The organism is Cellulomonas wangsupingiae (assembly GCF_024508275.1).
Taxonomy (GTDB): domain Bacteria; phylum Actinomycetota; class Actinomycetes; order Actinomycetales; family Cellulomonadaceae; genus Cellulomonas; species Cellulomonas wangsupingiae.
Window position 1 is genome coordinate 880,381 of sequence record NZ_CP101989.1, and the last position, 20,828, is coordinate 901,208.

The 20,828-nt window shown below is 76.1% G+C and carries 17 protein-coding genes; 7 read left to right on the top strand and 10 right to left on the bottom strand.

What is annotated here, in order from left to right; all coding sequences use genetic code 11:
* Positions 1 to 18 precede the first annotated feature (18 nt).
* Entirely contained in the window at positions 19 to 1,599 is a 1,581-nt protein-coding gene (locus NP075_RS04235) for a non-homologous end-joining DNA ligase LigD (protein WP_255629313.1), read from the top strand.
* Positions 1,600 to 1,611: 12 nt separating this feature from the next.
* Here NP075_RS04235 and NP075_RS04240 read toward each other — a convergent pair whose 3' ends face one another.
* From NP075_RS04240 to NP075_RS04250, 3 genes are all read right to left on the bottom strand, one after another.
* Complete coding sequence (locus NP075_RS04240) at positions 1,612 to 2,730, bottom strand: YihY/virulence factor BrkB family protein (protein ID WP_227564052.1); 1,119 nt, start codon at positions 2,728 to 2,730, stop codon at positions 1,612 to 1,614.
* A gap of 186 nt (positions 2,731 to 2,916) precedes the next feature.
* On the bottom strand, positions 2,917 to 3,696 hold the full coding sequence (locus NP075_RS04245) for a nucleotidyltransferase domain-containing protein (protein ID WP_227564053.1): 780 nt from the start codon (positions 3,694 to 3,696) through the stop codon (positions 2,917 to 2,919).
* Positions 3,697 to 3,736: 40 nt separating this feature from the next.
* A complete protein-coding gene (locus NP075_RS04250) occupies positions 3,737 to 4,774 on the bottom strand; it encodes a LacI family DNA-binding transcriptional regulator (protein ID WP_227564054.1) in 1,038 nt (345 codons plus the stop codon).
* A 161-nt stretch (positions 4,775 to 4,935) separates the two neighbouring features.
* Between NP075_RS04250 and NP075_RS04255 the strand changes: the two genes are divergently transcribed.
* A complete protein-coding gene (locus tag NP075_RS04255) occupies positions 4,936 to 6,579 on the top strand; it encodes a GH39 family glycosyl hydrolase (RefSeq protein WP_227564055.1) in 1,644 nt (547 codons plus the stop codon).
* A gap of 42 nt (positions 6,580 to 6,621) precedes the next feature.
* On the opposite strand, the gene NP075_RS04260 is transcribed toward NP075_RS04255, so the two are convergent.
* Complete coding sequence (locus NP075_RS04260; protein WP_227564056.1) at positions 6,622 to 7,302, bottom strand: response regulator; 681 nt, start codon at positions 7,300 to 7,302, stop codon at positions 6,622 to 6,624.
* Complete coding sequence (locus NP075_RS04265; RefSeq protein WP_227564057.1) at positions 7,299 to 8,546, bottom strand: sensor histidine kinase; 1,248 nt, start codon at positions 8,544 to 8,546, stop codon at positions 7,299 to 7,301. Before NP075_RS04265 ends, NP075_RS04260 begins: the two co-directional genes overlap by 4 nt.
* A 154-nt stretch (positions 8,547 to 8,700) precedes the next feature.
* Here NP075_RS04265 and NP075_RS04270 point away from each other — a divergent pair, with 154 nt between their 5' ends.
* Both NP075_RS04270 and NP075_RS04275 read left to right on the top strand, forming a co-directional pair.
* A complete protein-coding gene (locus NP075_RS04270; RefSeq protein WP_227564058.1) occupies positions 8,701 to 9,729 on the top strand; it encodes a CPBP family intramembrane glutamic endopeptidase in 1,029 nt (342 codons plus the stop codon).
* A 65-nt stretch (positions 9,730 to 9,794) separates the two neighbouring features.
* Complete coding sequence (locus NP075_RS04275) at positions 9,795 to 11,081, top strand: helix-turn-helix domain-containing protein (protein ID WP_227564059.1); 1,287 nt, start codon at positions 9,795 to 9,797, stop codon at positions 11,079 to 11,081.
* 542 nt (positions 11,082 to 11,623) lie between these two features.
* Here the strand turns inward: NP075_RS04275 and NP075_RS04280 are convergent.
* The 3 genes from NP075_RS04280 to NP075_RS04290 all read right to left on the bottom strand — a co-directional run bounded on the left by NP075_RS04280 (position 11,624) and on the right by NP075_RS04290 (position 13,865).
* Positions 11,624 to 11,854 carry a hypothetical protein gene (locus tag NP075_RS04280; RefSeq protein ID WP_227564066.1) on the bottom strand — a complete coding sequence of 77 codons (231 nt, stop codon included), beginning with the start codon at positions 11,852 to 11,854 and terminating at the stop codon, positions 11,624 to 11,626.
* Positions 11,855 to 11,937: 83 nt separating this feature from the next.
* The gene (locus tag NP075_RS04285) at positions 11,938 to 12,537 is read right to left on the bottom strand and encodes a DinB family protein (RefSeq protein WP_227564067.1); all 600 of its coding nucleotides are present in this window, start codon (positions 12,535 to 12,537) and stop codon (positions 11,938 to 11,940) included.
* A 35-nt stretch (positions 12,538 to 12,572) separates the two neighbouring features.
* Positions 12,573 to 13,865: an MFS transporter gene (locus NP075_RS04290; protein WP_227564068.1), complete on the bottom strand. Its 1,293-nt coding sequence runs from the start codon at positions 13,863 to 13,865 to the stop codon at positions 12,573 to 12,575.
* Between the two features lie 357 nt (positions 13,866 to 14,222).
* Here NP075_RS04290 and NP075_RS04295 point away from each other — a divergent pair, with 357 nt between their 5' ends.
* Both NP075_RS04295 and NP075_RS04300 read left to right on the top strand, forming a co-directional pair.
* Positions 14,223 to 18,683, top strand: a complete 4,461-nt coding sequence (locus NP075_RS04295; protein WP_227564069.1) for a hypothetical protein — start codon at positions 14,223 to 14,225, stop codon at positions 18,681 to 18,683.
* Between the two features lie 43 nt (positions 18,684 to 18,726).
* The gene (locus NP075_RS04300) at positions 18,727 to 19,071 is read left to right on the top strand and encodes a hypothetical protein (RefSeq protein WP_227564071.1); all 345 of its coding nucleotides are present in this window, start codon (positions 18,727 to 18,729) and stop codon (positions 19,069 to 19,071) included.
* A 61-nt stretch (positions 19,072 to 19,132) separates the two neighbouring features.
* Here the strand turns inward: NP075_RS04300 and mscL are convergent, their stop codons facing one another.
* Entirely contained in the window at positions 19,133 to 19,762 is a 630-nt protein-coding gene (mscL, locus tag NP075_RS04305) for a large conductance mechanosensitive channel protein MscL (protein ID WP_227564072.1), read from the bottom strand.
* A 46-nt stretch (positions 19,763 to 19,808) separates the two neighbouring features.
* The gene (locus NP075_RS04310) at positions 19,809 to 20,522 is read right to left on the bottom strand and encodes an SAF domain-containing protein (RefSeq protein ID WP_227564074.1); all 714 of its coding nucleotides are present in this window, start codon (positions 20,520 to 20,522) and stop codon (positions 19,809 to 19,811) included.
* Positions 20,523 to 20,562: 40 nt separating this feature from the next.
* On the opposite strand from NP075_RS04310, the gene NP075_RS04315 reads away from it, so the two are divergent.
* Positions 20,563 to 20,817 (top strand): hypothetical protein, encoded by a 255-nt coding sequence (locus NP075_RS04315; protein ID WP_227564078.1) that lies wholly within the window; start codon positions 20,563 to 20,565, stop codon positions 20,815 to 20,817.
* The last annotated feature ends 11 nt before the right edge of the window (positions 20,818 to 20,828 follow it).

A 20,828-nucleotide genomic window follows, 5' to 3' on the forward strand; every position in this document is an offset into this window, starting at 1 on the left:
GACGGCGCGCCGGCCGCGCTGGGCACGTACCGCTCGATGCGCGACTTCGCGCACACCCCGGAGCCGGCCGGGGCGCCCGCCCCCGCGGCGGACGGGGAGCGCCGGTTCGTCGTGCAGCGCCACCGTGCGCGCCGCCTGCACTACGACGTGCGCTTCGAGATCGACGGCGTCCTGGTGAGCTGGGCGGTGCCGAAGGGCCCGACGCTGGACCCGACGGCGCGGCGCATGGCCGTGCACGTCGAGGACCACCCGCTGGAGTACGAGGCGTTCGAGGGCGTGATCCCGCACGGGCAGTACGGCGGCGGCGACGTCATCGTGTGGGACCGCGGCACGTGGCACCCGTACAAGTCCGACGACCCGGCGGCCGAGGTCGCCGGGGGGCAGCTGCACGCCGAGCTGCACGGCGAGCGGCTGCGCGGCAAGTTCCTGCTGGTGCGCCGCGACAGCGGCGACGGCAAGGACCAGTGGCTGATGTTCCACAAGCGCGACGAGCACGCGGTCGTGGGCTGGGACGCCGAGGACCACCCCACGTCCGTGGTGTCCGGGCGGACGAACGACGAGGTCGCGGCCCACCCGGACCACATCTGGCGCTCGGGCGTCCCCGCGGCGCAGGCGGACGTGGACCTGCACCCACCGGTGCCCGACGTGCCCCCGCCCACGGACGACGAGCTCGCGGCGCTCGACGACCTGGGCGCGAGCGGCACGTGGGACGTGCACGGGCGGCGCCTGCGGGTCACCAACCTCGACAAGGTGCTGTTCCCCGCGCGCGACGGCGAGGCGCCGGTCACCAAGCGTGACCTGCTGCGCTACACCGCGTGCGTCGCGCCCGTCGCGCTGCCGTACCTGGCGGGGCGCGCGCTGAACATGCACCGCTTCCCGCAGGGCGCCGGCACGCGCGGCTTCTGGCACAAGCAGCTGCCGGACCACGCGCCCGACTGGGTGCCGCGCTGGGACAACCCCGCCGCGGACCCGGGGGAGACGAGCACGTACCTCGTCGTCGACGAGCCCGCCGCGCTGGTGTGGGCCGCGAACTTCGGTGCACTCGAGTGGCACGCGTGGACGTCGCGCACCGCCGCGCCCGACCTGCCGACGTACGCACTGGTCGACCTCGACCCGGGCCCGGCGACGGCCTGGGAGGACGTCGTGCTGCTGGCACGCCTCCACCGCGACGCCTTCGAGCACCTGGGCGTCCGCGCGTTCCCCAAGCTCACGGGCCGTCGCGGCATCCAGATCTGGGTACCGGTCGCTGTCGGACCGACCTTCGACGAGACGCGGGCGTGGGTCGAGCGGCTGTCACGGACCGTCGGCAAGGTCGTGCCCGACCTCGTGAGCTGGCGCTGGGAGGTCAGCGAGCGCGGCGGCCAGGCGCGCCTGGACTACACGCAGAACGCGGTCAACAAGACCTTGGTCGCCCCGTACAGCCCGCGCGCGTCGGCCGGGGCGCCGGTCTCGGCGCCCCTCTCGTGGGACGAGCTCGACGCGGACTGGCTGCGGCCCGACGCGTTCACGGTCCGCACCGTGCTGGACCGGGTGGCCGAGCACGGCGACCTGTTCCGGGGCGTGCTGGAGGGCGACCAGGTGCTGCCGCGCCTGACCTGACCGGGCCGCCGCTCACTCGCCGCGCGCCGCTGCCCGCTCCCGCAGCTCCCGGCCGCGCTCGACGTCCTTCTCGAGCCGGGCCCGGCGCTTGTCGCTCGCGCGGGTGTCGCGCGGCGGCAGCTGGAGGGTGCGCTCGGCCGCCATGCCGGCCTGCAGCTCGCGGCCCCGCTCGAGCTCGGCGTCGAGCTCGGCGCCGAACAGCAGCGCGAGGTTCGAGACCCACAGCCACAGCAGCAGCACGATCACCCCGGCGAGCGACCCGTACGTCGCGCCGTAGTCCGCGAACTGCGACACGTACAGCCCGAGGCCGGCCGAGGCGAGCAGCCACACGACGATCGCGATCAGCGCGCCGACGCTCACCCACCGGAACCGCGGCTGCCGCACGTTCGGCGTGCCGTGGTAGAGCAGCGCCACGGCCGTCACGACGAGCACGAGCACGAGCGGCCACTTCGCGACCTGCCACACGCTGACGACGGTGTCGCTGAGCCCGACGGCGCTGCCGACGCTCGCGGCGACGGGACCCGACAGCGCGAGGAACGCGACGACCAGCACCGCGATGAGCACGAGCACCGTGGTGAGGACGAACAGCACGGGCCGCAGCTTCCAGATCGGCCGGCCCTCGTCGACCTCGTAGATGCGGTTCATGCCTCGCCCGAAGGCGGTCACGTACCCGGACGCGGACCACAGCGCGACCACGAGGCCCACGACGAGCGCGATCCCGGCGGACGGCGCGTCGGCGAGGTTCTGCAGGATCGGCTCGAGCGTCTCGACCGCGGAGCCGGCCCCGGCGTCGCGTGCGACGTCGGTGATCCGGGTGACGGCCTCGTCCGGGTCGGACACGAGTCCCAGCAGCGAGACCACGGCCAGCAGGGCGGGGGCGAGCGCGAGGACCGCGTAGTACGTCAGGGCGGCCGCGAGGTCGGTGCACTGGTCGTCCATGAACTCCCGGACGGTGGTGCGCAGCACGTACCCCCACGAGGGCTTGCGCAGCTGGGCGGGGGAGTCCGGCTTGCGCGGGTCGTCGGGTGCGGGCGCGTCCGCCTTGCGTGCGGCGGCGCCCGCCTCGTCGCCGCCGCCGGGGCCGACGGGCGCCGTGCCGTCGCCTGCCGCCGTGGTGCGGGTGTCGTCCATGTCGCCCCCTGAGCGCAGTCGTTCGTGGGCGGTCCGGCCGCGTCGCGGCCGTCACGTCCCTGGCTGCCTCGCCGGTGACGTCCGGCGGGCTGAGCGGCCGTTCCCTGACCTGACGCTCACGCTACGTCGCGGTCCGCGACGCGCAAGCGGACGCCGGCGCGGGTCGCGGGGCGTGCCGCCCGGGGGTCAGGCGTCGAGCACCGCCCGGGCGTGGCGGCGCACCTCGTCGACGGTCGCCACCAGCGACGCCGCGTCCCGCCCGGCGGCGGCGACGACGCCGTCGAGCCCGTCGAGGCCGGCCGCGGCCAGCAGCCGCTTGTCGTTGGTGGCCCACGTGGCGCGCCGGGCGAGCACGGCGTGCGCGTACGCGTGCGCGGCGACCGCGACGAGCCCGAGGCACGCGGTCGCCGCCCCCCGCTCGGCGTGCGCGCGCCGCGCGTAGGCCAGCGTCGCGTCCGCGCGGTCGGCCCACACGCCCGGCGCCGCGCGCCGCAGCGCGTCGGGGTAGCCCTCGACCCGCGGCGCCTCGCCGCGCAGCACCCGGCCGAGGGCCAGCTCCGCGACGACGAGGTACGTGGGGATCCCCGCGACGTGGAACATCAGCGGCTCGACGTCGAACTCGCCGCGCCCCGCGCGCACCACCTCCCGCTCGACCACGTCGAGGTCGCGGTAGTGCACGTCGACCGCGCGGCCGTCGACGCGCAGCCACGCGCCGCCGTTGAACACGCCGCCGCCCCAGCCGCCGACGGGCGAGACCTCGCCCTCCCAGCCCAGGTCGCGCAGGTCCTGCGGGTCGAAGGGGCCGCGGTAGTGGACCGCGAGGTCCCAGTCGCTGTCGGGACCCGCGGTGCCCTGCGCGCGCGACCCGCCCAGCAGCACGGCCTGCACGCCGGGCAACGCCGCCAGCGCGTCGGCCGTGCGGGCCAGGAACCGCCGGTCGCCGGGTGGCGGGGTCGAGGTGGGCACGTCAGGAGAATGCCTGCCCGGGCGCGCGCTCGCACGGCGTTCAGGGGGCGGGCGCGGTGGACTCCCGGACCACGAGGGTCGTGGCGAGCTGGACGTACCAGGACGCGGGCTCGTGACCCGCCGCCATGCCCAGCACGGTCTCCACGGCCATGCGGCCCATGCCGTCCAGCGGCTGGTGCACCGACGTCAGGCGCGGGCTGGTCCAGCTCGCCTGCGGGGTGTCGTCGAAGCCCACGACGCTGAGCCGGCCGGGGACGGCCACGCCCAGCTCCTGGGCGGCGGCCAGCACCCCGACGGCGATCTCGTCGTCACCGGCGACGACCGCCGTCGGGGGGTCGGGCAGCCGCAGCACGTCGCGGGCGTGCCGGATGCCGCTCTCGACGGTGAACTCGTCGCTGCGCACGAGCGCGGGGTCGGGCTCCACCCCGGCGGAGTCGAGCGCGGCCCGGTAGCCGTGCAGGCGCTCGCGCGCGGCCGCCGAGCCGTCGGGCCCGCCGATCCAGGCGATGCGGCGGTGCCCCAGGTCCAGCAGGTGCTCGGTGGCGGTGCGGCCGCCCGCCCAGTTGGTCGCGCCGATGCTCACGACCCGGGCCTCCTGGGTGTCGACGGGGTCGACCATGACGAACGGCAGGCCCGCCTCCTGCGCGGCGAGCAGCAGGGCGTCGGGCCGCGCGAGCGTGAGGCCGACGACGCCGACCGCGCCGGCCGCGCGCTGCTCGTCGACCCAGTCGCGGGCGGCGGCGCGGGTGACGCGCGCGTCACGGTCGGGCGCGAGCCGGACGACGAGGTCGGCGCCCGCGGCGGTGGCGGCGGTGAGGATGCCGCCGAGCACGTGCGTCATGTAGGGCGACTCGAGCACGTCGAGGACCGCGACGAGCGTCGGACCGCGGCGGGTGTCGCGGCGCTCGGTGGTGGGGCGGTAACCCAGCTCGTGCACCGCGGCCAGGATCCGGGCGCGCGTGTCCGCAGCGACGTCGTCCCGTTCGTTGAGCGTCTTGGAGACGGCTGCGCGGGACACCCCGGCGCGGCGCGCGACGTCCTCCAGCGTGACGCGTCGGGACGACGGACGACCGGCCACCGGTGGCACCTCCTGCTCGAAACTGTTTCGAGCCTAGGGTGCCGGAGAAGGTCCTGGCAAGGCGTCGCACGCCGTCTTGACCCTCTCCGATCAGCACCCGTACAGTCGCGCCCGCAACACGATCGTTGCGAAACAGTTTCGACGCTCGACGAGGAGACGTCATGGACGCCGCGCGCCACGACAGCACCCGCCCGCTGACGGTCGACGGGTCGGCGCCCGTCGGCCGCCCGCTCCACCACGTGTGGAACGAGTGCGTCGGCGCGGGCCGCGCCAACGAGGCGCTGCGCGCGGACTGGCAGGCGCACTTCCGCGAGGCCGTCGACGTGCTCGGCGCCCGTCACGTCCGGTTCCACGGCCTCTTCCACGACGACATGTTCGTGTACCGCGGCAACGACGGCGGCGGTGGCGGCTTCGGCACCCCGACCCCGCTGGCCGAGCCCCTGCACACGTTCAGCTACGTCGACAAGGTCTTCGACTTCATCCTGTCGACCGGCGCACGGCCGTTCATCGAGCTCGGCTTCATGCCGCGCGACCTGGCGACGCAGACCGAGACGCTGTTCTGGTGGAAGGCGCACTGCAGCCCGCCCACCGACATGGGCCGCTGGGCCGACCTGGTGTCCGCCACCGTGCGCCACTGGATCGAGCGGTACGGCATCGACGAGGTGCTCCAGTGGCGCTTCGAGGTCTGGAACGAGCCCAACCTCGTCCCGCTGTTCTGGACCGGCACCCGCACGCAGTACTTCGAGCTGTACGAGGCGAGCGTCCGCGCGATCAAGGCGATCGACGAGCGGCTGCTCGTCGGCGGCCCGTCCACCAGCGTCTTCGTCCCCGACGCCCGCTACGCCGGCGAGTACGAGGACCGGACGGCGTCGATCGCCACCGGCGAGGCCGAGGACCCCGACGCCCTCGACTGGCGCCCGGTGTGGATCGAGGAGTTCCTCGCGTGGTGCGCCGAGCGCGACCTGCCCGTCGACTTCGTCACCGCGCACCTCTACCCGACGGACTACGCCGCGACGCCGAGCGGGGGCGCCAAGGAGATCAGCCGCTACGTCGACGCGACGTACGACGACCTCACGCTGCTGCGCAGCATCCTGGCGAGCAGCCCCTACCCGGACGCCGAGGTCCACATCACCGAGTGGTCGACGTCGCCGTCGAGCCGCGACCGGTCGCACGACACGCTGTTCGCCGCGACGTACATCACGCGCGCCTACCTGCGCTGCGCCGGGCTCGCCGACTCGATCTCGTACTGGACGTTCACCGACGTCTTCGAGGAGGGCGGTGCGGGTCTCGGCCCGTTCCACGGCGGCTTCGGCCTGGTCAACGAGCAGGGCCTGCACAAGCCGACGTTCCACGCGTTCGAGATGCTGTCACGCCTCGGCGACGAGGTCCTCGCCGACCTGCCGCACGGCATCGTCACGCGTCACCGCGCCTCGGGGAAGGTGGCGGCGGTCCTCCACCACTACCCCGACGAGATGGGCGGGCGCTCCGTGCGCGCCGAGAACACGTACGCCGCCGCGCGGGGCCTCGCCGACGTCGGCTCGCGCCGCACCGTGCGGCACACGGTCGAGGGTGTGGCGCCCGGTGCCGAGTTCGACCTCGTGCAGCTCGACTGGGAGCACGGCAACGTCGCGGAGGCGTGGCACGCGATGGGCGAGCCGCTCAACCTGACGCCCCGCCAGACGGCCGACCTGCGCGAGACGGCCGACGGGCTGCTGCGGCGGACCCTGACGGCGTCCGCCGACGGCGTGCTGGAGATCGACCTCGACCTGCCGCCGTGGGCGGTCGTCGGGATCACGCAGCGCTGAGGGAGCGGGGGCGTGCCCGTCGCACGACGGGCGCGCCCCGCCTCACACGTCGCCGGCCTCGTGCACGCAGATGGCGATGTGCGTGCGGTTGTCCGCGGGCATCTTCTCCAGGATGCGGCTGATGTGCGTCTTGACGGTCGCGACCGTGATGAACAGCTCCGCCGCGATCTCGGTGTTCGACAGGCCCCGCCCGATGGCCCGGGCGACGTCACGCTCGCGCTCCGTGAGCGCGTCGAGGTGCTGCCGCGCCGCCGTGCGGCGCTCGTCGCGCGGCCGGTGCGTGACCGACGCGATGAGCCGGTCCGTGACGGACGGGGACAGCGTCGTGCGTCCGGCGCCCGCGTCCAGGACGTGCCGCACGATCTCGGCCGGTGGCGTGTCCTTCAGCAGGAACCCCGCGGCGCCGAGGCGCAGCGCCCCGAGGACCATCTCGTCGGTGTCGAACGTCGTGAGGATGACGACCCGGGCGTCCGGCTGCGCCGCCAGGAGCCGCTCGGTCGCCGCGAGGCCGTCGAGCCGCGGCATGCGGATGTCCATGAGCACCACGTCCGGCGACGTCGCGCGGACCACCTCGATCGCCTCCAGGCCGTCGCCCGCCTCGGCGACCACCTCGATCGCCGGGTTCGCGCCGAGGATGAGCCGCAGCCCGACGCGCACGAGCGTCTCGTCGTCGACGAGCACGACCCGCACCGGGCGCACCGCCTGCTCCACCGTCGTCGTCACGCGTGTCCCTCCGTCCCGGCCACCCACGGCAGCCACGCCTGCACCGCGAACGTCCCGTCGGGACGGCGCTGCACGTCCAGCCCGCCGCCGGTCAGCCGCAGACGCTCCGACAGCCCCGTCAGGCCCCAGCCCGACGTGGGCAGCGGCGCGCTCGGCGGCTGCTCCGGGACCGGGTTAGTCACCTCGACCCCCACGCGCTCGCCGGGCGACCCGTGGAGCCGCACCTGCACCGGCGCCCCCGGCGCGTGCTTGCGCGCGTTCGTCAGCGTCTCCTGCACCACGCGGTAGAGGTGCCGGCTGGTCGACACCGGCAGCCGCGCCAGGTCGTCCTCGCCGACGTGGTCGAGCACGAACGTCACGGGCGAGCCCGCGGCCCGCGTGCCCTCGACGAGCTCGCCGACCTGCGCGAACGTCGGCTGCGGGCGGGCCTGCTCGTCGGCGGTCGACGTGTCGCGCAGCAGCCCGAGCACCTCGCGCAGCTCCCCGAGCGCCTCGTGCGCGTTCTCGCGGACCACGGCGGCGGTCTCGCGGACCTGCTCGGGCTCGAGGCCCGCGCGGTACTCCAGCGCCCCGGCGTGCAGCGCGACGAGCGACAGCCGGTGCGCCAGCACGTCGTGCATCTCGCGGGCGATGCGGTTGCGCTCGGCCGCGCGGGCGCTATCCCCGCGTGCGTCGGCCTCGCGGCGGGCGATGGCTGCCTGCTCGCGCAGCGACCCCACGAGCGCGCGCCGTCCGCCGATGAACATGCCGGTGACGATGACCAGCGCTGTGAACACCAGCTGGACGACGACCACTGCGGCCTGGGAGGGCGAAGGGCCCTCGAGCGTCACCACGTACGTGCTGAACGCCCGGTCCGCGACCAGGGCAGCACCCACCCACAGCACGCCGATCGGCGCGATCTCGGCCCACCGCCGCCGCGTCGCCAGCGACACGACGGCCAGGAGCACGAAGCCACCGGCGAACGGCGCGAACGACCCGAGGGCCACGATGATCCCGGTCAGCAGCAGGGGGGCGCGCCGCCGCAGGACGTACAGCGTCCCGCACACCAGCGTGCCGGCGACGTCCGCCACGAGCCAGAGCCCTGCGCTGGCGCGCGTCTGCATCGTCGGGTCCGCCTCGAGGCTGACGCCGTACATCACGAGCCCGCCGAGCGCGCCGACCACGAGCGCGAGGAGCACCCGCCACGTCAGTGCCCACGCCCGTCGGCCACGACCGGGTGCGTGCAGGGTGGCGGTGCTGGTCACGAGCCGATGCTAGGTGCGCGGCACCGCGGAGCGGATCGGTCGCGAGGACGACCCTCCGGGTGGCCGGCGCACCCGGCCGGTGCTCGTGGCCGACGCGGGGGCGCTCGTCCGCGCGGCCGATGCGCGTGCGTCACCGGCGGGCGACGATGGGACCGTGAGCAGCGCGCACGTCGTCGTCGACCGCCCGGGCACCTACGCGTACCACCGCCTGCAGCGGACCCGGCCGGGCACCTGCTGGTGGCGGCCGCTGGTCGTGGGGGTCGTCGCGCTGGCGCTCTACGTGGTGCTCCTGGCGGTCGGGGGCGTCCTGGTGCTCGTCGCCGCGGTCGCGTCCGGTCCGGGCGGGACGGACACGCTCGCGGCCCTCGACGTGGCCGACTTCACGGACCCCCTGGCCTTCGCGCTCGGGATGCTCACGATCATCGCGATGATGCCCGCCGTGCTCGTGGCCACGTGGCTGCTCGGCGCCCGGCCGGTCGGGCTGCTCGTGTCCGTCGCCGGGCGCGTCCGGTGGGGGTGGACGGCGCGGTGCCTCGGTGTGGCGGCGGGGCTCGCGCTCCTGCTGAACGGAGGCGACGCGGTGCTCGCGGCGCTCCGCGGGCAGGCGTGGGAGCCGCAGGTGACCGCCACCTCGTGGCTGCTGGTCGCGCTCGTCGTGCTGCTCGTGCCGGCGCAGTGCGTCGCGGAGGAGGTCGTGTTCCGCGGCTACCTCGTGCAGAGCGTCGGGACGTGGCTGCGGCACCCCGCCTTCGCGATCCTGCTGCCGGTGCCGCTGTTCGTGCTCGGGCACACCTACGTCAACCTCGCCATGGTCGACACCGCCGTCTGGGCGACGGCGATGGGCTGGCTCGTATGGCGAACGGGTGGTCTCGAGGCCGCCGCGGCGGCCCACGTCGTCAACAACGTCACCGTGTTCACCCTGGGCGCCGTGGGCCTGGCCGACCTCGACCTGGTCGACATCGGGCCGGTCTCCCTCGCGGTCTCGACGGCGTCGACGCTGGCCTACGTCGCACTGGTCGAGGTGCTGGTCCGGCGCACAGGACTGCCCACCGTGCGGGTGGTGCGGGGCGCCTCCCCGGCCGCCGCCCCCGGCGCCGTCGGGGCCGCCGTCGGGGTCCTGCCCGCACCGGCCCCGCCGTCCGGGTCCGGTCCTGTCACAGCCGCGACGTCACCCCGGCCGTGACAGGAGTCCAGGTCGCCCTCTTTCGCGCGGGGGAGAGGCTGCCTATCGTGAGAGCCGTGCACCCCGTGAGTGAACGCATCCGTGACGCACGTGAGCGCTGCGGCCTGTCGCAGGCGGACCTCGCGCGCGCGGCCTCGATGCACCCCAGCTACGTCTCGCACCTCGAGCGCGGCGTCCGCGGGCCGGGGGACGGCGCGCTCGAACGGCTGGCCCGCGCCCTGGGGGTCACCACGACCTACCTCGAGCAGGGTGAGCGCTCACCCGCGTACGTGGCGTCCGAGGCGTCGGTCGTGCGCGCCCGTCAGCTCGTGCGCGCCGGCCGGGCCCGTGAGGCGGTCACCGAGCTCGAGACCGTCGACCTCGACGCGCTCGACGTCGACCAGGCCGCGCGGGTCCTGCTCGCCCGCTCGGAGGCCCTGGACCTCGCCGGGGACCTCGAGGCCTCGGCGCGGCTCCTGGTCGAGACGACCCGCCTGCTGACGCAGGGACACCGCCCCCAGCGTGCTGCCTACGCGGCGACGCGCCTGGTCATGGCGCTGACCGAGGCCGACGACCTGCACGCCGCGGTGCGCGTCGGTGAGGAGCAGCTGGCGGCGCTCGCGCAGGGCGCGGCGGGCACCGACGAGATCTTCCGCCTCGAGTCCACGCTGGTCTGGGCCTACGTGGCCCGCGGCGACGTCACGTACGCGCGGGTGCGCGGGACGGACCTGCTGTCCCGTGCACTGGTCCACGGCTCGGCCCGGGCCGTGTGGTCCGTGCACTGGAACCTGGCGTTCGTCGACGACGCGCTCGGTGACGCGCAGGACGCGCTGGCGCACCTGCACGCCGCGCTCGCCCTCGCCGGCGGCGCCGAGGCCGACCGTGACGTCCCCCGGCTCCGCCTCGACCTCGCGCACCTGCTGCTCGCTGTCGTCCCCGCCCGCCCGCGGGAGGCGCTGCTCGAGCTCGACGCCGCGGGCACGGCCCTGGAGGTCGGCGAGTCACGGGTCGAGCTGGCGCGCTCGGCGACCATCCGGTCCCGCGCGCTGCTGATGCTCGGCGACCACCGTGCCGCCCTCTCGCACGCGTCGCGGGCCGTCGAGATGCTCTCCTCCGGAGAGCGACGGGACGCGGCCGCGGCGCACGAGGCGCTCGGGGACGCCCTGCTCGCGTCGGGCGAGCGGACGGCGGCGATCAAGGCGTACCGGCAGGTCGCCGACCGGCTCGACCTCGTCCCGGCGGGACGTCCGTCGGCCGTCGCCTGGCGGCGCGTCGGCGACCGGCTGCGTGCGGCGGGGGACGACCGCGCACGCGTCGCCGAGGCGTACCGGCGTGCGCTCGACGGCGCCGGGGTGGGCACCACGCGCCGGTGACCCCCGGTGGGCCGTGAGGCCCACGCCCGACGGCCAGGACCCGACGCAGGCGTCCCGCGCCGTCGTCCGCCGGCCGCTGCCGGGACGCCCCGGCGTGCACCGGGGACCGGCTCCGCGGTCGTCCGCGCCTCCTCGACGGGGTCGCGCACGACCGTGCGATCGGCGTGCGCGGAGGGGGTCGGGTGCCGCAGAACTGCGACACGCCCGGACAAAGTCGGACTAGGGAGTGTCTACGCGGTCTTCGCCGAAGTCATTGCGGTCGAGACATCCGCGTGGGGAACATTCCGGAGTGCCGGACGTCCCGGCACCTCGTCCCGAAGGAGATCCACCATGAAGAAGCTCACCGTCACCCTCGTGGTCGCCGTCCTCTCCCTCGCCGGTGTCGCCGGTGCCTCCGCGGCCTCGGCCGCCCCCAGCACGGCCCTGTCGCCCTGCTGCAAGTTCGTCTGAGGAGCGCTCCCACGATGAGCCGTCGCCTCGCGTCGCCGTGCCGAGGGCCCCTGGGGGTCCACGGCCGGCGACGCGGGCGCGGCGGGAGTCGGTCAGCCCGTCCGGCCGGGCTCGCCGCTCAGCAGCAGGACGGACTCCACGGTGTCGATGCGGATGCAGGGCGCCGCACCGGACGGTCCGACGAAGATGACGTTGCCGGACAGCAGGCAGGACAGCGGTCCGGCGTACTCGCCCCCCGACGACGTCCGGACGGCGACCTCGCACCCGTCGAGGTGGCTGAGGTAGGCGCGCACGCCGGCGAGCGCGGGGTCGACCGGGTCCATCGCCCGAACCTATCCCGCGGGTGCGGTGCGGCGCGTCGCCCGTCCCGGTGGCTCGCGGCCCGCCGTGACGGGGCCGGCGCCGGTCAGCCGGTGGCGGACGTCGCGCGGGCGACCCGCTCGAGGTGCTCGCGGTGGGCGGCCCACTCCGCGGCCGTGCGGACCCCGAGGTTCGCGTCGCCGGCCCGCATGCCCGCGACCCCGTCGACCGTCTCGCGCAGCACGTCCGCGTGCCCCGCGTGGCGCGTGACCTCGGACAGCAGGTGCACCAGCACGGTGTGCAGCGAGACGTCGGCCTTCTGCGGGCCCCACCACGGGACGTGTCCGGGCGCATCGAGGGGCAGGGCCTCGACCGTGGCGTCGGCGTGGGCGCACGAGTGCTGCCACAGGGAGAGCACGTCGGCGCGTGTCTCGTCCTCGGCCGCGTACATGTCGGACTCCGGCGCCGCGTCCGCCTCGAACCACGGCACCGGGCCGCGCGGCGACGGGCGGCCGAAGACCACCCCGAGGTAGTCGAGCTGCACCGAGGCGACGTGCTTCACCAGGCCCAGCAGGTTGGTCCCCGTGGGGACGAGCGGACGGCGGACGTCGTAGTCGTCCAGCCCTTCGAGCTTGCCGACGAGGTCGCTGCGGGCCTCCCGCAGGTACCGGTGCAGGACCTGCTTCTGGGTGGGTGCGGCGGTCATGCCGACATCCTGCACGCGGGCACCGACACCACGGGTCACACGCCGCGAGGGCGGCGCAGCGCCTCGCGCAGCGGCGGCACGGGTGTGCCGGCGTCCGCCAGGTACCGGCGCGTCCGGCGCCGGCTGCGCAGCACCCCGGCGACCCCCACGACCCAGGGCACGAGGAGCACCGCGAACGCCAGGCGGTACGCGTCGAGCGAGTACGACGTCGTGCCGGGGGGCGACACCAGCTCGAGGACGACACCGACCGCGAGGACGCCGGCGATGGTCGACGTGAAGCCCCCGGTGTTGACGAAGCCCGTGGCCGTGCCCAACCGGTCCATCGACGTGAAGGTCCGGGCGAAGTCGATGCCGACCAGTGACACCGGCCCCCCGGCGCCGATCACGACCGCGAACACGACCAGCTGGCCCAGCGGGCGGGGCGTCGAGGGGACGAGCAGCGCCACCCACACCGCGAGCGTCGCGGTCGCGGAGGCGAGGACGACCCACGACCGTCGCAGCGGGTGGCGGGAGGTCCAGTGGCCGATGAGCGGCCCCGCCGTGATGGCGGACACCGTCATCGCCGTGAGCAGCAGGCTCGCCTCCCCGGGGGTGCGGCCCTGGGCCGTCACGAAGAAGGGCACGCCCCACAGCAGCGCGACGACGTTGAACGAGAAGGGCGTCAGGAAGTGCGTCCAGTACCCGAGCCGGGTGCCGGCGGGCAGCGCGGCCGCCCGCACCGCGGGGACGAACCGCTCCCGGGCGGCGCGCTCGCCCGGCACGGCCGGGCGCGGAGCGAGGCCGACGGCCGCGGCCACCGTGGCGGCGACACCGACGAGCGCGAGCGTCCCGAACGCGGCCTGCCAGCCCTCGGCGTGCAGCACCCAGGCGACCGCCAGGGCGGACACGATCTGGCCCGACTGCCCGACCAGGCCGGTGACCTGCACCATCACGGGGATGCGGCGCGCCGGGAACCGTTCGGCGATGAGCCGGCAGGCGCTGATGAAGATCGCGGCGTCGCCACCACCGAGGAGGGCGCGTGCCCCGAGCGCGGTCGGCACGTCGTCGGCGATCGCCAGCAGCCCTTGGCCGGCGGCCATGACGGCGGCGCCCGTCGTCAGCAGCGCCCGCGGCCCGAACCGGTCGACCGCCTGCCCGGCCGGGATCTGCAGGCCCGCGTAGACGGCGAGCTGCATGACGGAGAACATCGCCAGACCCGTGGCCCCGAGGGAGAACCGCTCGACCGCCTCGACCCCGGCGACCCCGAGCGACGTGCGGTGCACGACGGCCACCAGGTACACCGCTGCCGCGACCGCCCACACCGCCATGGCGCTGCGGCCCGCGCGCATCCCGACCTCCGTTCCTCGTCCCGTCCCAGCCTAGGCCGGGTTTCGGCGTGTCCCGGCCGCCCTGCGGGGGTGGGTGGGCAGCGCAGGGCGCGGCGCCGGGTAGATGAACGGTCACCTGATCGGACCAGCCTGGACAGTTGACCAACTGCGCGTGCATGACCCACACTTCAACCCGACGGTGCGTATCGCCTGCCCCCTGCGCGGTGCGCACCGTCTCAGCTTCCGATCCGACGGGACGGGCCCACGCGGCCCGTCCCGTCGGTCGTTCCCGGGCACCTGCGGGCGCCCGCGGGTCACGTCCGGCTCTCCTTGCGTGTCCGCCCCGGGATCGGCCCGTCGCCCGGTTACCGTGCCAGGGTGACCGCTCCCGCACGCACGCCCGCCACGGGGACCACCCCGTCCGGGACCACGTCGCCGGCCGACGGCGACGTCGCCCCGGCGGAGCGCCCCGACACCGCCGACGGCGCGCACGTGGCGCTCGTCGAGCCGCCGTCGCCCGCCGAGCTGCTCGAGAGCGCCGTCGCCACGTGGCGTGGCGCGCTCGTCGAGGCCGCCGGCGCCTCGACCCTCGCCGACGTCGACCAGCTCGGCGACGCCGCGCTGGACCTGTCGTCCGCCCACCCGTCCGGCATGGCCCAGCTCTTCGCCGGCCGCCCCACACGCCTGTCGAACCTCGTGCGCGAGCCCGGTGCGCTGTCCGCCGCCCGCCGTCGCGCCCGCGCCGTCTCGGCCCGGGCCGCCGGGTACACCCAGCGCTACGGCATCGCCTCGACGTCCCTGGCCATCGGTGTCGCCACCTGGACCGACAGGTCCAGCGCCGACCTCGCGTCCGACGACGTCGGCGCGCTCGCCCACGTCACCCGGCACCCGCGGACGCCGTCCGGGCGCCCCGCCGGGCCCGACGGCCAGGACGCCGCCGTCCGCACGGTGCGTGCACCCGTGCTGCTGCGGCCCGTGGGCCTGCGTGCGCGGGGCAGCGGCGAGGACGACCACGAGCTCGAGCTCGAGCCGTCGATCGAGGTCAACCCGGTGCTGGCGCGCGCGCTGCGCGGCCACGGCGCGCTCCTCGACCCCGCCGCCGTCGCCCGCGGCACGTTCACGGCCGCAGGCTTCGACCCCCGCGGAGCGCTGCAGCGGCTGGCGTCGCTGGGCGAGGCCGTGCTCGAGGACTTCTCCCTCGTCGAGCGGGTCGTCGTCGGCACGTTCGTGCACCCCGGCCAGGTCATCGTCGACGACCTCGACCAGCTCGTCGGGACGCTCGAGCACCACGACGTGGTCCGGGCGCTGGCCGGCATCGACGACGCACGGGCCGCGCTGCAGGTACCCCTGCCCGAGCCCGTGACCGGCGATCGCGACCCGGCCCTCGAGCGGGGCGTCGGCGACCTCGACCCCGCGCAGCAGCACGTGCTCGACGTCGTGGCGACCGGCAGCCACGTCTTCGTCGACGCCCCGACGGGCTCCGACGTCACCGGCACGCTCGCCGCGATCGTCGCCGACGCGGCGGCCGAGGGGCGCACCGTGCTCTACGTGCCCGGTCACCGCCGCGCCGCCGTGTCGCTCGTCGAGCGCCTGCGGCGCCTCGGCCTCGGCGACGTCGTCCTGGACGTGGAGCCGCACGCCGGCTGGCGCGCCAGCGCCGCGCGCCGGCTCCTCGGCGCGATGACCCTCGAGCCGCCGGTCGTCGACACGGACGCCGTGCAGGCGGTGCGTGGCCCGCTGCTCGAGCACCGCGAGCGGCTGCGCGGCTACGTCGACGCGCTGCACGTGCCGCGCGAGCCGTGGGGTGCGTCCGCGTACGACGCGCTGCAGGAGCTCGCACGGCTCACCGCGACCCGGCCCACGCCGGCCACGACGGTGCGGCTCGGCCCCGACGTCGCGCGGATGCTGGACCCCGAGCAGCGCACCCGCCTCGCCCGGGACCTCGTGCGTGCCGGGGAGCTCGGCGCGTTCTCGCTGCGCCCGCAGGACACCCCCTGGTACGGGGCCGACCTGCGCACCGCCGCCGACGCGCAGGTCGTGCGCCGCCGGCTGGACCGCCTGCTCGACGTGACGCTGCCCCTGCTGGTCCAGCGCGTCGAGCAGGTCGCCGCCGAGACGGGCCTGACCCGCGCGACGACGCTCGACCAGTGGGCCGAGCAGCTGCGGATGCTCGACGGCGTCCGCACGTCGCTCGACGTGTTCCAGCCCCTGGTGTTCGAGCGCACGGCCGCCGACCTGGTCGCGGCCACCGCGACGAAGCAGTGGCGCGAGGAGCACGGGATCCCCATGGGGTTCTGGGTCCGGCGCCGGCTGCGCAAGCAGGCCAAGGACATGCTGCGTCCGGGCCGCCCGGTGGCGGACCTGCACGGCGCCCTGCTCGAGGTGCAGGAGCGCCGCGAGCTGTGGCAGGCGCACTGCCCGGCCGGCGGCTGGCCGCGTCTGCCCGAGAGCCTCGAGGTCATCGAGGACGAGCACCTCGCCGTCCGGCAGGACCTCGAGGGCGTCGCCGAGGTCCTCGCGACGACGCCCGTCGGCGGGCGCCTGTCGGTGACCCCCTTCGACGAGCTGCGCGAGCGCCTGGCGCGCCTGCGGTCCGGCGCCGCGGCGCTCGACACGCTGCCCGAGCGCACGCACCTGCTGCACGGGCTGCGCGCCGCCGGGCTCGGCGACCTCGTCGACGAGCTCGCCGCCCGCCGCGTCGACCCGGCCCAGGCACCCGCCGAGCTGGACCTCGCGTGGTGGAGCACCGTCTTCGAGCACGTGCTGGCCGCCGACCCCGCCCTGGCCGGGTACGACGGGGCCGCGCTCGGCGCCCTGTCCGCCCGGTACGCCGAGCTCGACCGCCGGCACGTCGTCAGCCGCACGGCCCCGGTGCTCGCCGCCGCGGTCGGGCGCATCGCCGCCGCCGTGCGCCGGCACCGCGACCAGGCGGAGAGCCTGTTCACCGAGCTCGTCGAGGAGCGGATGACGTCGTTGCGCGACACCGTCGCGCGGCACCCGGACCTGGCGCGGCGGCTGCGTCCCGTCCTCGTCGCCGGCCCGATGCTCGTCGCCCAGGTGCTGCCCGCGTCGCGCACGGTCGACCTGGTCGTCATCGACGCCGCCGCCCACCTGCCCGTCGAGGCCGCGCTGCCCGCGATCGCGCGCGGGCGCCAGGTCGTCGTGGTCGGCGACGCGCGGTGCGCGTCCGGGAGCGCGGTGCGCGACCTCGCCCAGGTGCTGCCGTCGGTCGCGCTGCACGCGGACGCCTCCCGGCGTGACCCGTACCTGACCCGCTTCCTCGCGGAGCACGGCTACGCGGGCGTCCTGGTGCCCACGCCGCTGCCGTCCTCGCAGCCGCTGGTCGGGCTCGAGAACGTCGACGGCACGGGCATGCCCGACCCCGCCAGCAGCATGGTCGACTCGACGACCGCGGAGGTCGAGAAGGTCCTCGAGCTCGTCGTCGAGCACGTCCTGCAGCACCCGGACGAGTCGCTGGCCGTCGTGACGCTCACGCCCCGGCACGCGGACGCCGTCCGCGAGACCGTGCTGGCGGAGGTGCGTGACAACCCCGCGCTGGCCGCGTACTTCGACGCGGGACGCGCCGACCCGTTCCTCGTCGTCGACGTCGCGAACGTCGGTGGCCTGCGGCGCGACGCGGTCATCCTGTCCGTCGGCCTGGGGCGCACCCCGCACCGCCGCGTGCTCCACACCTTCGGGCCCGTCAGCAGGCCCGGCGGCGACGCCCTGCTCCTCGACGCGCTGGGATCGACGCGTCACCGGCTGACGGTCGTCGCGTGCTTCGGCGCCGAGGACCTCGACCCCGACCGGCTGCGCGGTCCCGGGCCGCGGCTGCTGGCCGACGTCCTGCGCTTCGCCGCCGAGCGTGGCGCCCAGGCGGCCGGCCACGGCGCGGGGGAGCGCCCGGTGGGCGGCCCCGACCCGGACCGCCTCGTGCTCGACCTGGCCGAGCGGCTGTGGCGGCACGGGCTCGTCGTCGAGGTCGACCACGGCGTCGAGGGCGGTGCGCGCATCCCGCTCGTCGTCGGCCACCCCGACCTGCCCGACGAGATGCTGGTCGCTGTCCTCACCGACGACGCGACGTACGTGGGCGAGCCGAGCGTGCGGGTGCGCGACCGGCTCGTCGGCGACCGCCTCGCCCGGCTGGGCTGGTCGGTCGTGCGCGTGTGGTCGGCCGCCGCGTTCCTCGACCCGCAGGCCGAGGTCGACCGGATCCGCCGTGCCGTGCACGCGGCGCTCCGCGAGCGGCGCCCCGACGCGGCCCCGATGACGGGCGCCGTCCCGCAGGTGCCCCACCACGTCGGTGACGACGAGGAGAGCCGCCCGGTGCGGCCGTACGTCGCGCAGCGTCCCGCCACGGGTGCGGTGCCGGTGGTGCGTCCCGCCACGGGTGCGGTGCCGGTGGTGCAGCCGGCGACGGGCGCGACGCCGGTGGTGCCGGCGGCGACCGGTGCGGTGCCGGTGGTCCGCACGCCGACGGGCGTCATCCCGGTGATCGCGTCGGGTGCCGTGGCGTCCGTCGGACCTCACGACGCGCGCCCCGCGGCCACCGGTGACGCCCCGGCAGCCCTCGGCCCGGACACCGCCACGCCGGCGGACGGGGAGCAGCTCGCCCTGCCCGTGCGGACGGCGCCGCGACCCGACGTGCGCGCCGGCCTGCCGATCAACGCGTACAGCGACGACCAGCTCGACGACCTGGTGCGGTGGCTGCGGTCCGACGGTGCGGAGCGCAGCCGCGACCAGCTCGCCGACGCGCTGCGCGCCGAGCTCGGTATCAGCCGCCGGAGCCACCGCGTCGACTCCGCCGTCCGGGCGGCGGTCACCCGCGCCTACAGCTGATCCGGCGGTCGGTCGCCGCCGCGCCGGGTGCGAGGATCGGACCATGAGCACCGCACCGCGACGCCCGCGCCGGGCCGTGCGGCCCTCGGGGACCGTCGGCGACGACGAGTCGGTGCTGCGCACGGCCGTGCCGGCTGCGCCGCACGACGACGCCCCGTCGGCGGTGCGGGGTGACGCGGGCGGACCTGCCCCCGCGCCCGCCGCGCCGGGCGCGTCGCAGGCCGAGGCGCCCACGGCCACACCGCCCACGGCCACACCGCCCGCGGCCGGCCCCGCGGACCCGTGGACGGCACTGCGCTCCGCCGACGACTCGGACCAGGGCTGGGGCCGTGACGAGCCGTCCTCGAACGACGAGCGTCTGCGGCGGGAGAAGCCGCCGCACTGGTGAGCCGCTCGCACGGGTCACCGTCCCGTGGGCGGTGACCCGTGCGGCGCGGATGGTCAGCCGGTCAGGCTCCGGGAGGGTTGCTGGGCGGCTCCGGCGGGGTCCCCGGTGCGGTCGGCGGCACGACCGGCGGCACGGTCGGCGTGGCGCCGGCCGACGGCGTCGTGTCGTTGGCGATGGCCGGCGTCAGCCGCTGGGCCAGCAGGTCGCGGATCTCCTGCAGGAGCAGGACGTCCTCGGCCGGCGCGGCCGGCTCGTCCTCCTCGCCCTTCTTGCGGCGCGCGGCGAGCGCGTTGAGCGGCAGCACGATGAGGAAGTAGATCGCGGCCGCCGTGATGAGGAACTGCAGGAGCGCGTTGAGGATGACGCCGACCTGGATGGGGGCGATCGGGTCCTCGCCCGGGTCCGGCGTGCGCCAGGTGTAGGGGCCGATGTCCCAGACGCCCTCGAGGTTCGGCTTGCCGAAGATCCACCCGATGACGGGGCTGATGAACGCGTCCTGCAGCGCGGCCACCACGGCGGTGAACGCGGCGCCGACGACGACGCCGACGGCGAGCTCGATCGCGTTGCCCCGCGCGATGAAGTCCTTGAATCCCTGGAGCACCTTGGCCATGCCCGTGACGCGCGGGCTGGCGCTCACGGCCCTGATCCGGTCGCCCGCTGCCCGCGGGCGTTCCCGCTTGCTCTCGGCCATGCCGACCTCCCCCCGACGGTGGCGCCCGGACGGACGACCTCATCGATCATGGCACGACGACCGCGACGATCCGGGCGGACACGGACATCTGGGCGAGGCGGACCGCCTCGTCGGGCGTCACGGCGACCACCACGGGTGGGGCGTCGTCGGACGACGTCGCGCCGCCGAGCAGCCCGCCCGCGCCCGCCTCGCCCGGCGGCGACGGGCGGACGAGCGCACGACGCGCGACCGTCTCGCCGGTGCCGCCCTCCGGCCGGGCCGCCACGAGGTCGAGGTGCATCCCAGGTGCCAGGAGGGCGGCCATGGCGGGGTCGTCGAGCCGCACCGCGACGACGACCGTGCCGGGTGGGCCCGTGAGGGTCGCGTCCACGAGCAGCGCCGGCGTCAGGGGCAGGCGTGCCCCCAGGTCCACCGCGGCGACGCGGCCGGCCACGTCGTCGGGGCGGGTGAGCGCTCCCCCCGGCGCAGCCCCGGGCGGGACGGCGGCGACCAGCACGTCGGCGGGTTCCAGGGTGCTGCCCGCCGCCACGTCGTGAGCGAGCACGACGACGGGCACGGTGAGCGCCGGCGGCGGTCGCAGCGCGTGGACGGTGACGGCGGCGGCGGCGCCCACGCACAGCGCCGCGACGGCGAACCGCAGCCGCCACACCGCTGCCCGCACCCGCAGTCGGCGCGGGGGCCGGACGCCGGGGAGCGGCGGCGGTGGAGTGCCGGTGTCACGCCAGGGCGCGGGGGGCACTGCGGAGGTCGGGAGCACCATGCCGCGACGCTAGGCCGCGCGGGCGCCCCGGGGACGTGCGGTGGGCGCGCCGGTGGACGCGAGCCGCCCGCGCGGGACCTGTGGGCGGCTCGGTCAGGACGCGGCGGGCGTCGAGGCGGCAGGGGTGCTCGACGACGAGCCGGACGTCGCCGGCGCGGGCGTCGAGGTGCTCGACGACGTGCTCGACGACGAGTCGGTCGACGAGCTCGACGACGAGTCCGACGACGTGCTCGACGACGTCCCCGAGCTGCCCGACCGCTTCGACGACGAGCCGGCGCGCGCGTCGTTGCGGTAGAAGCCGGAGCC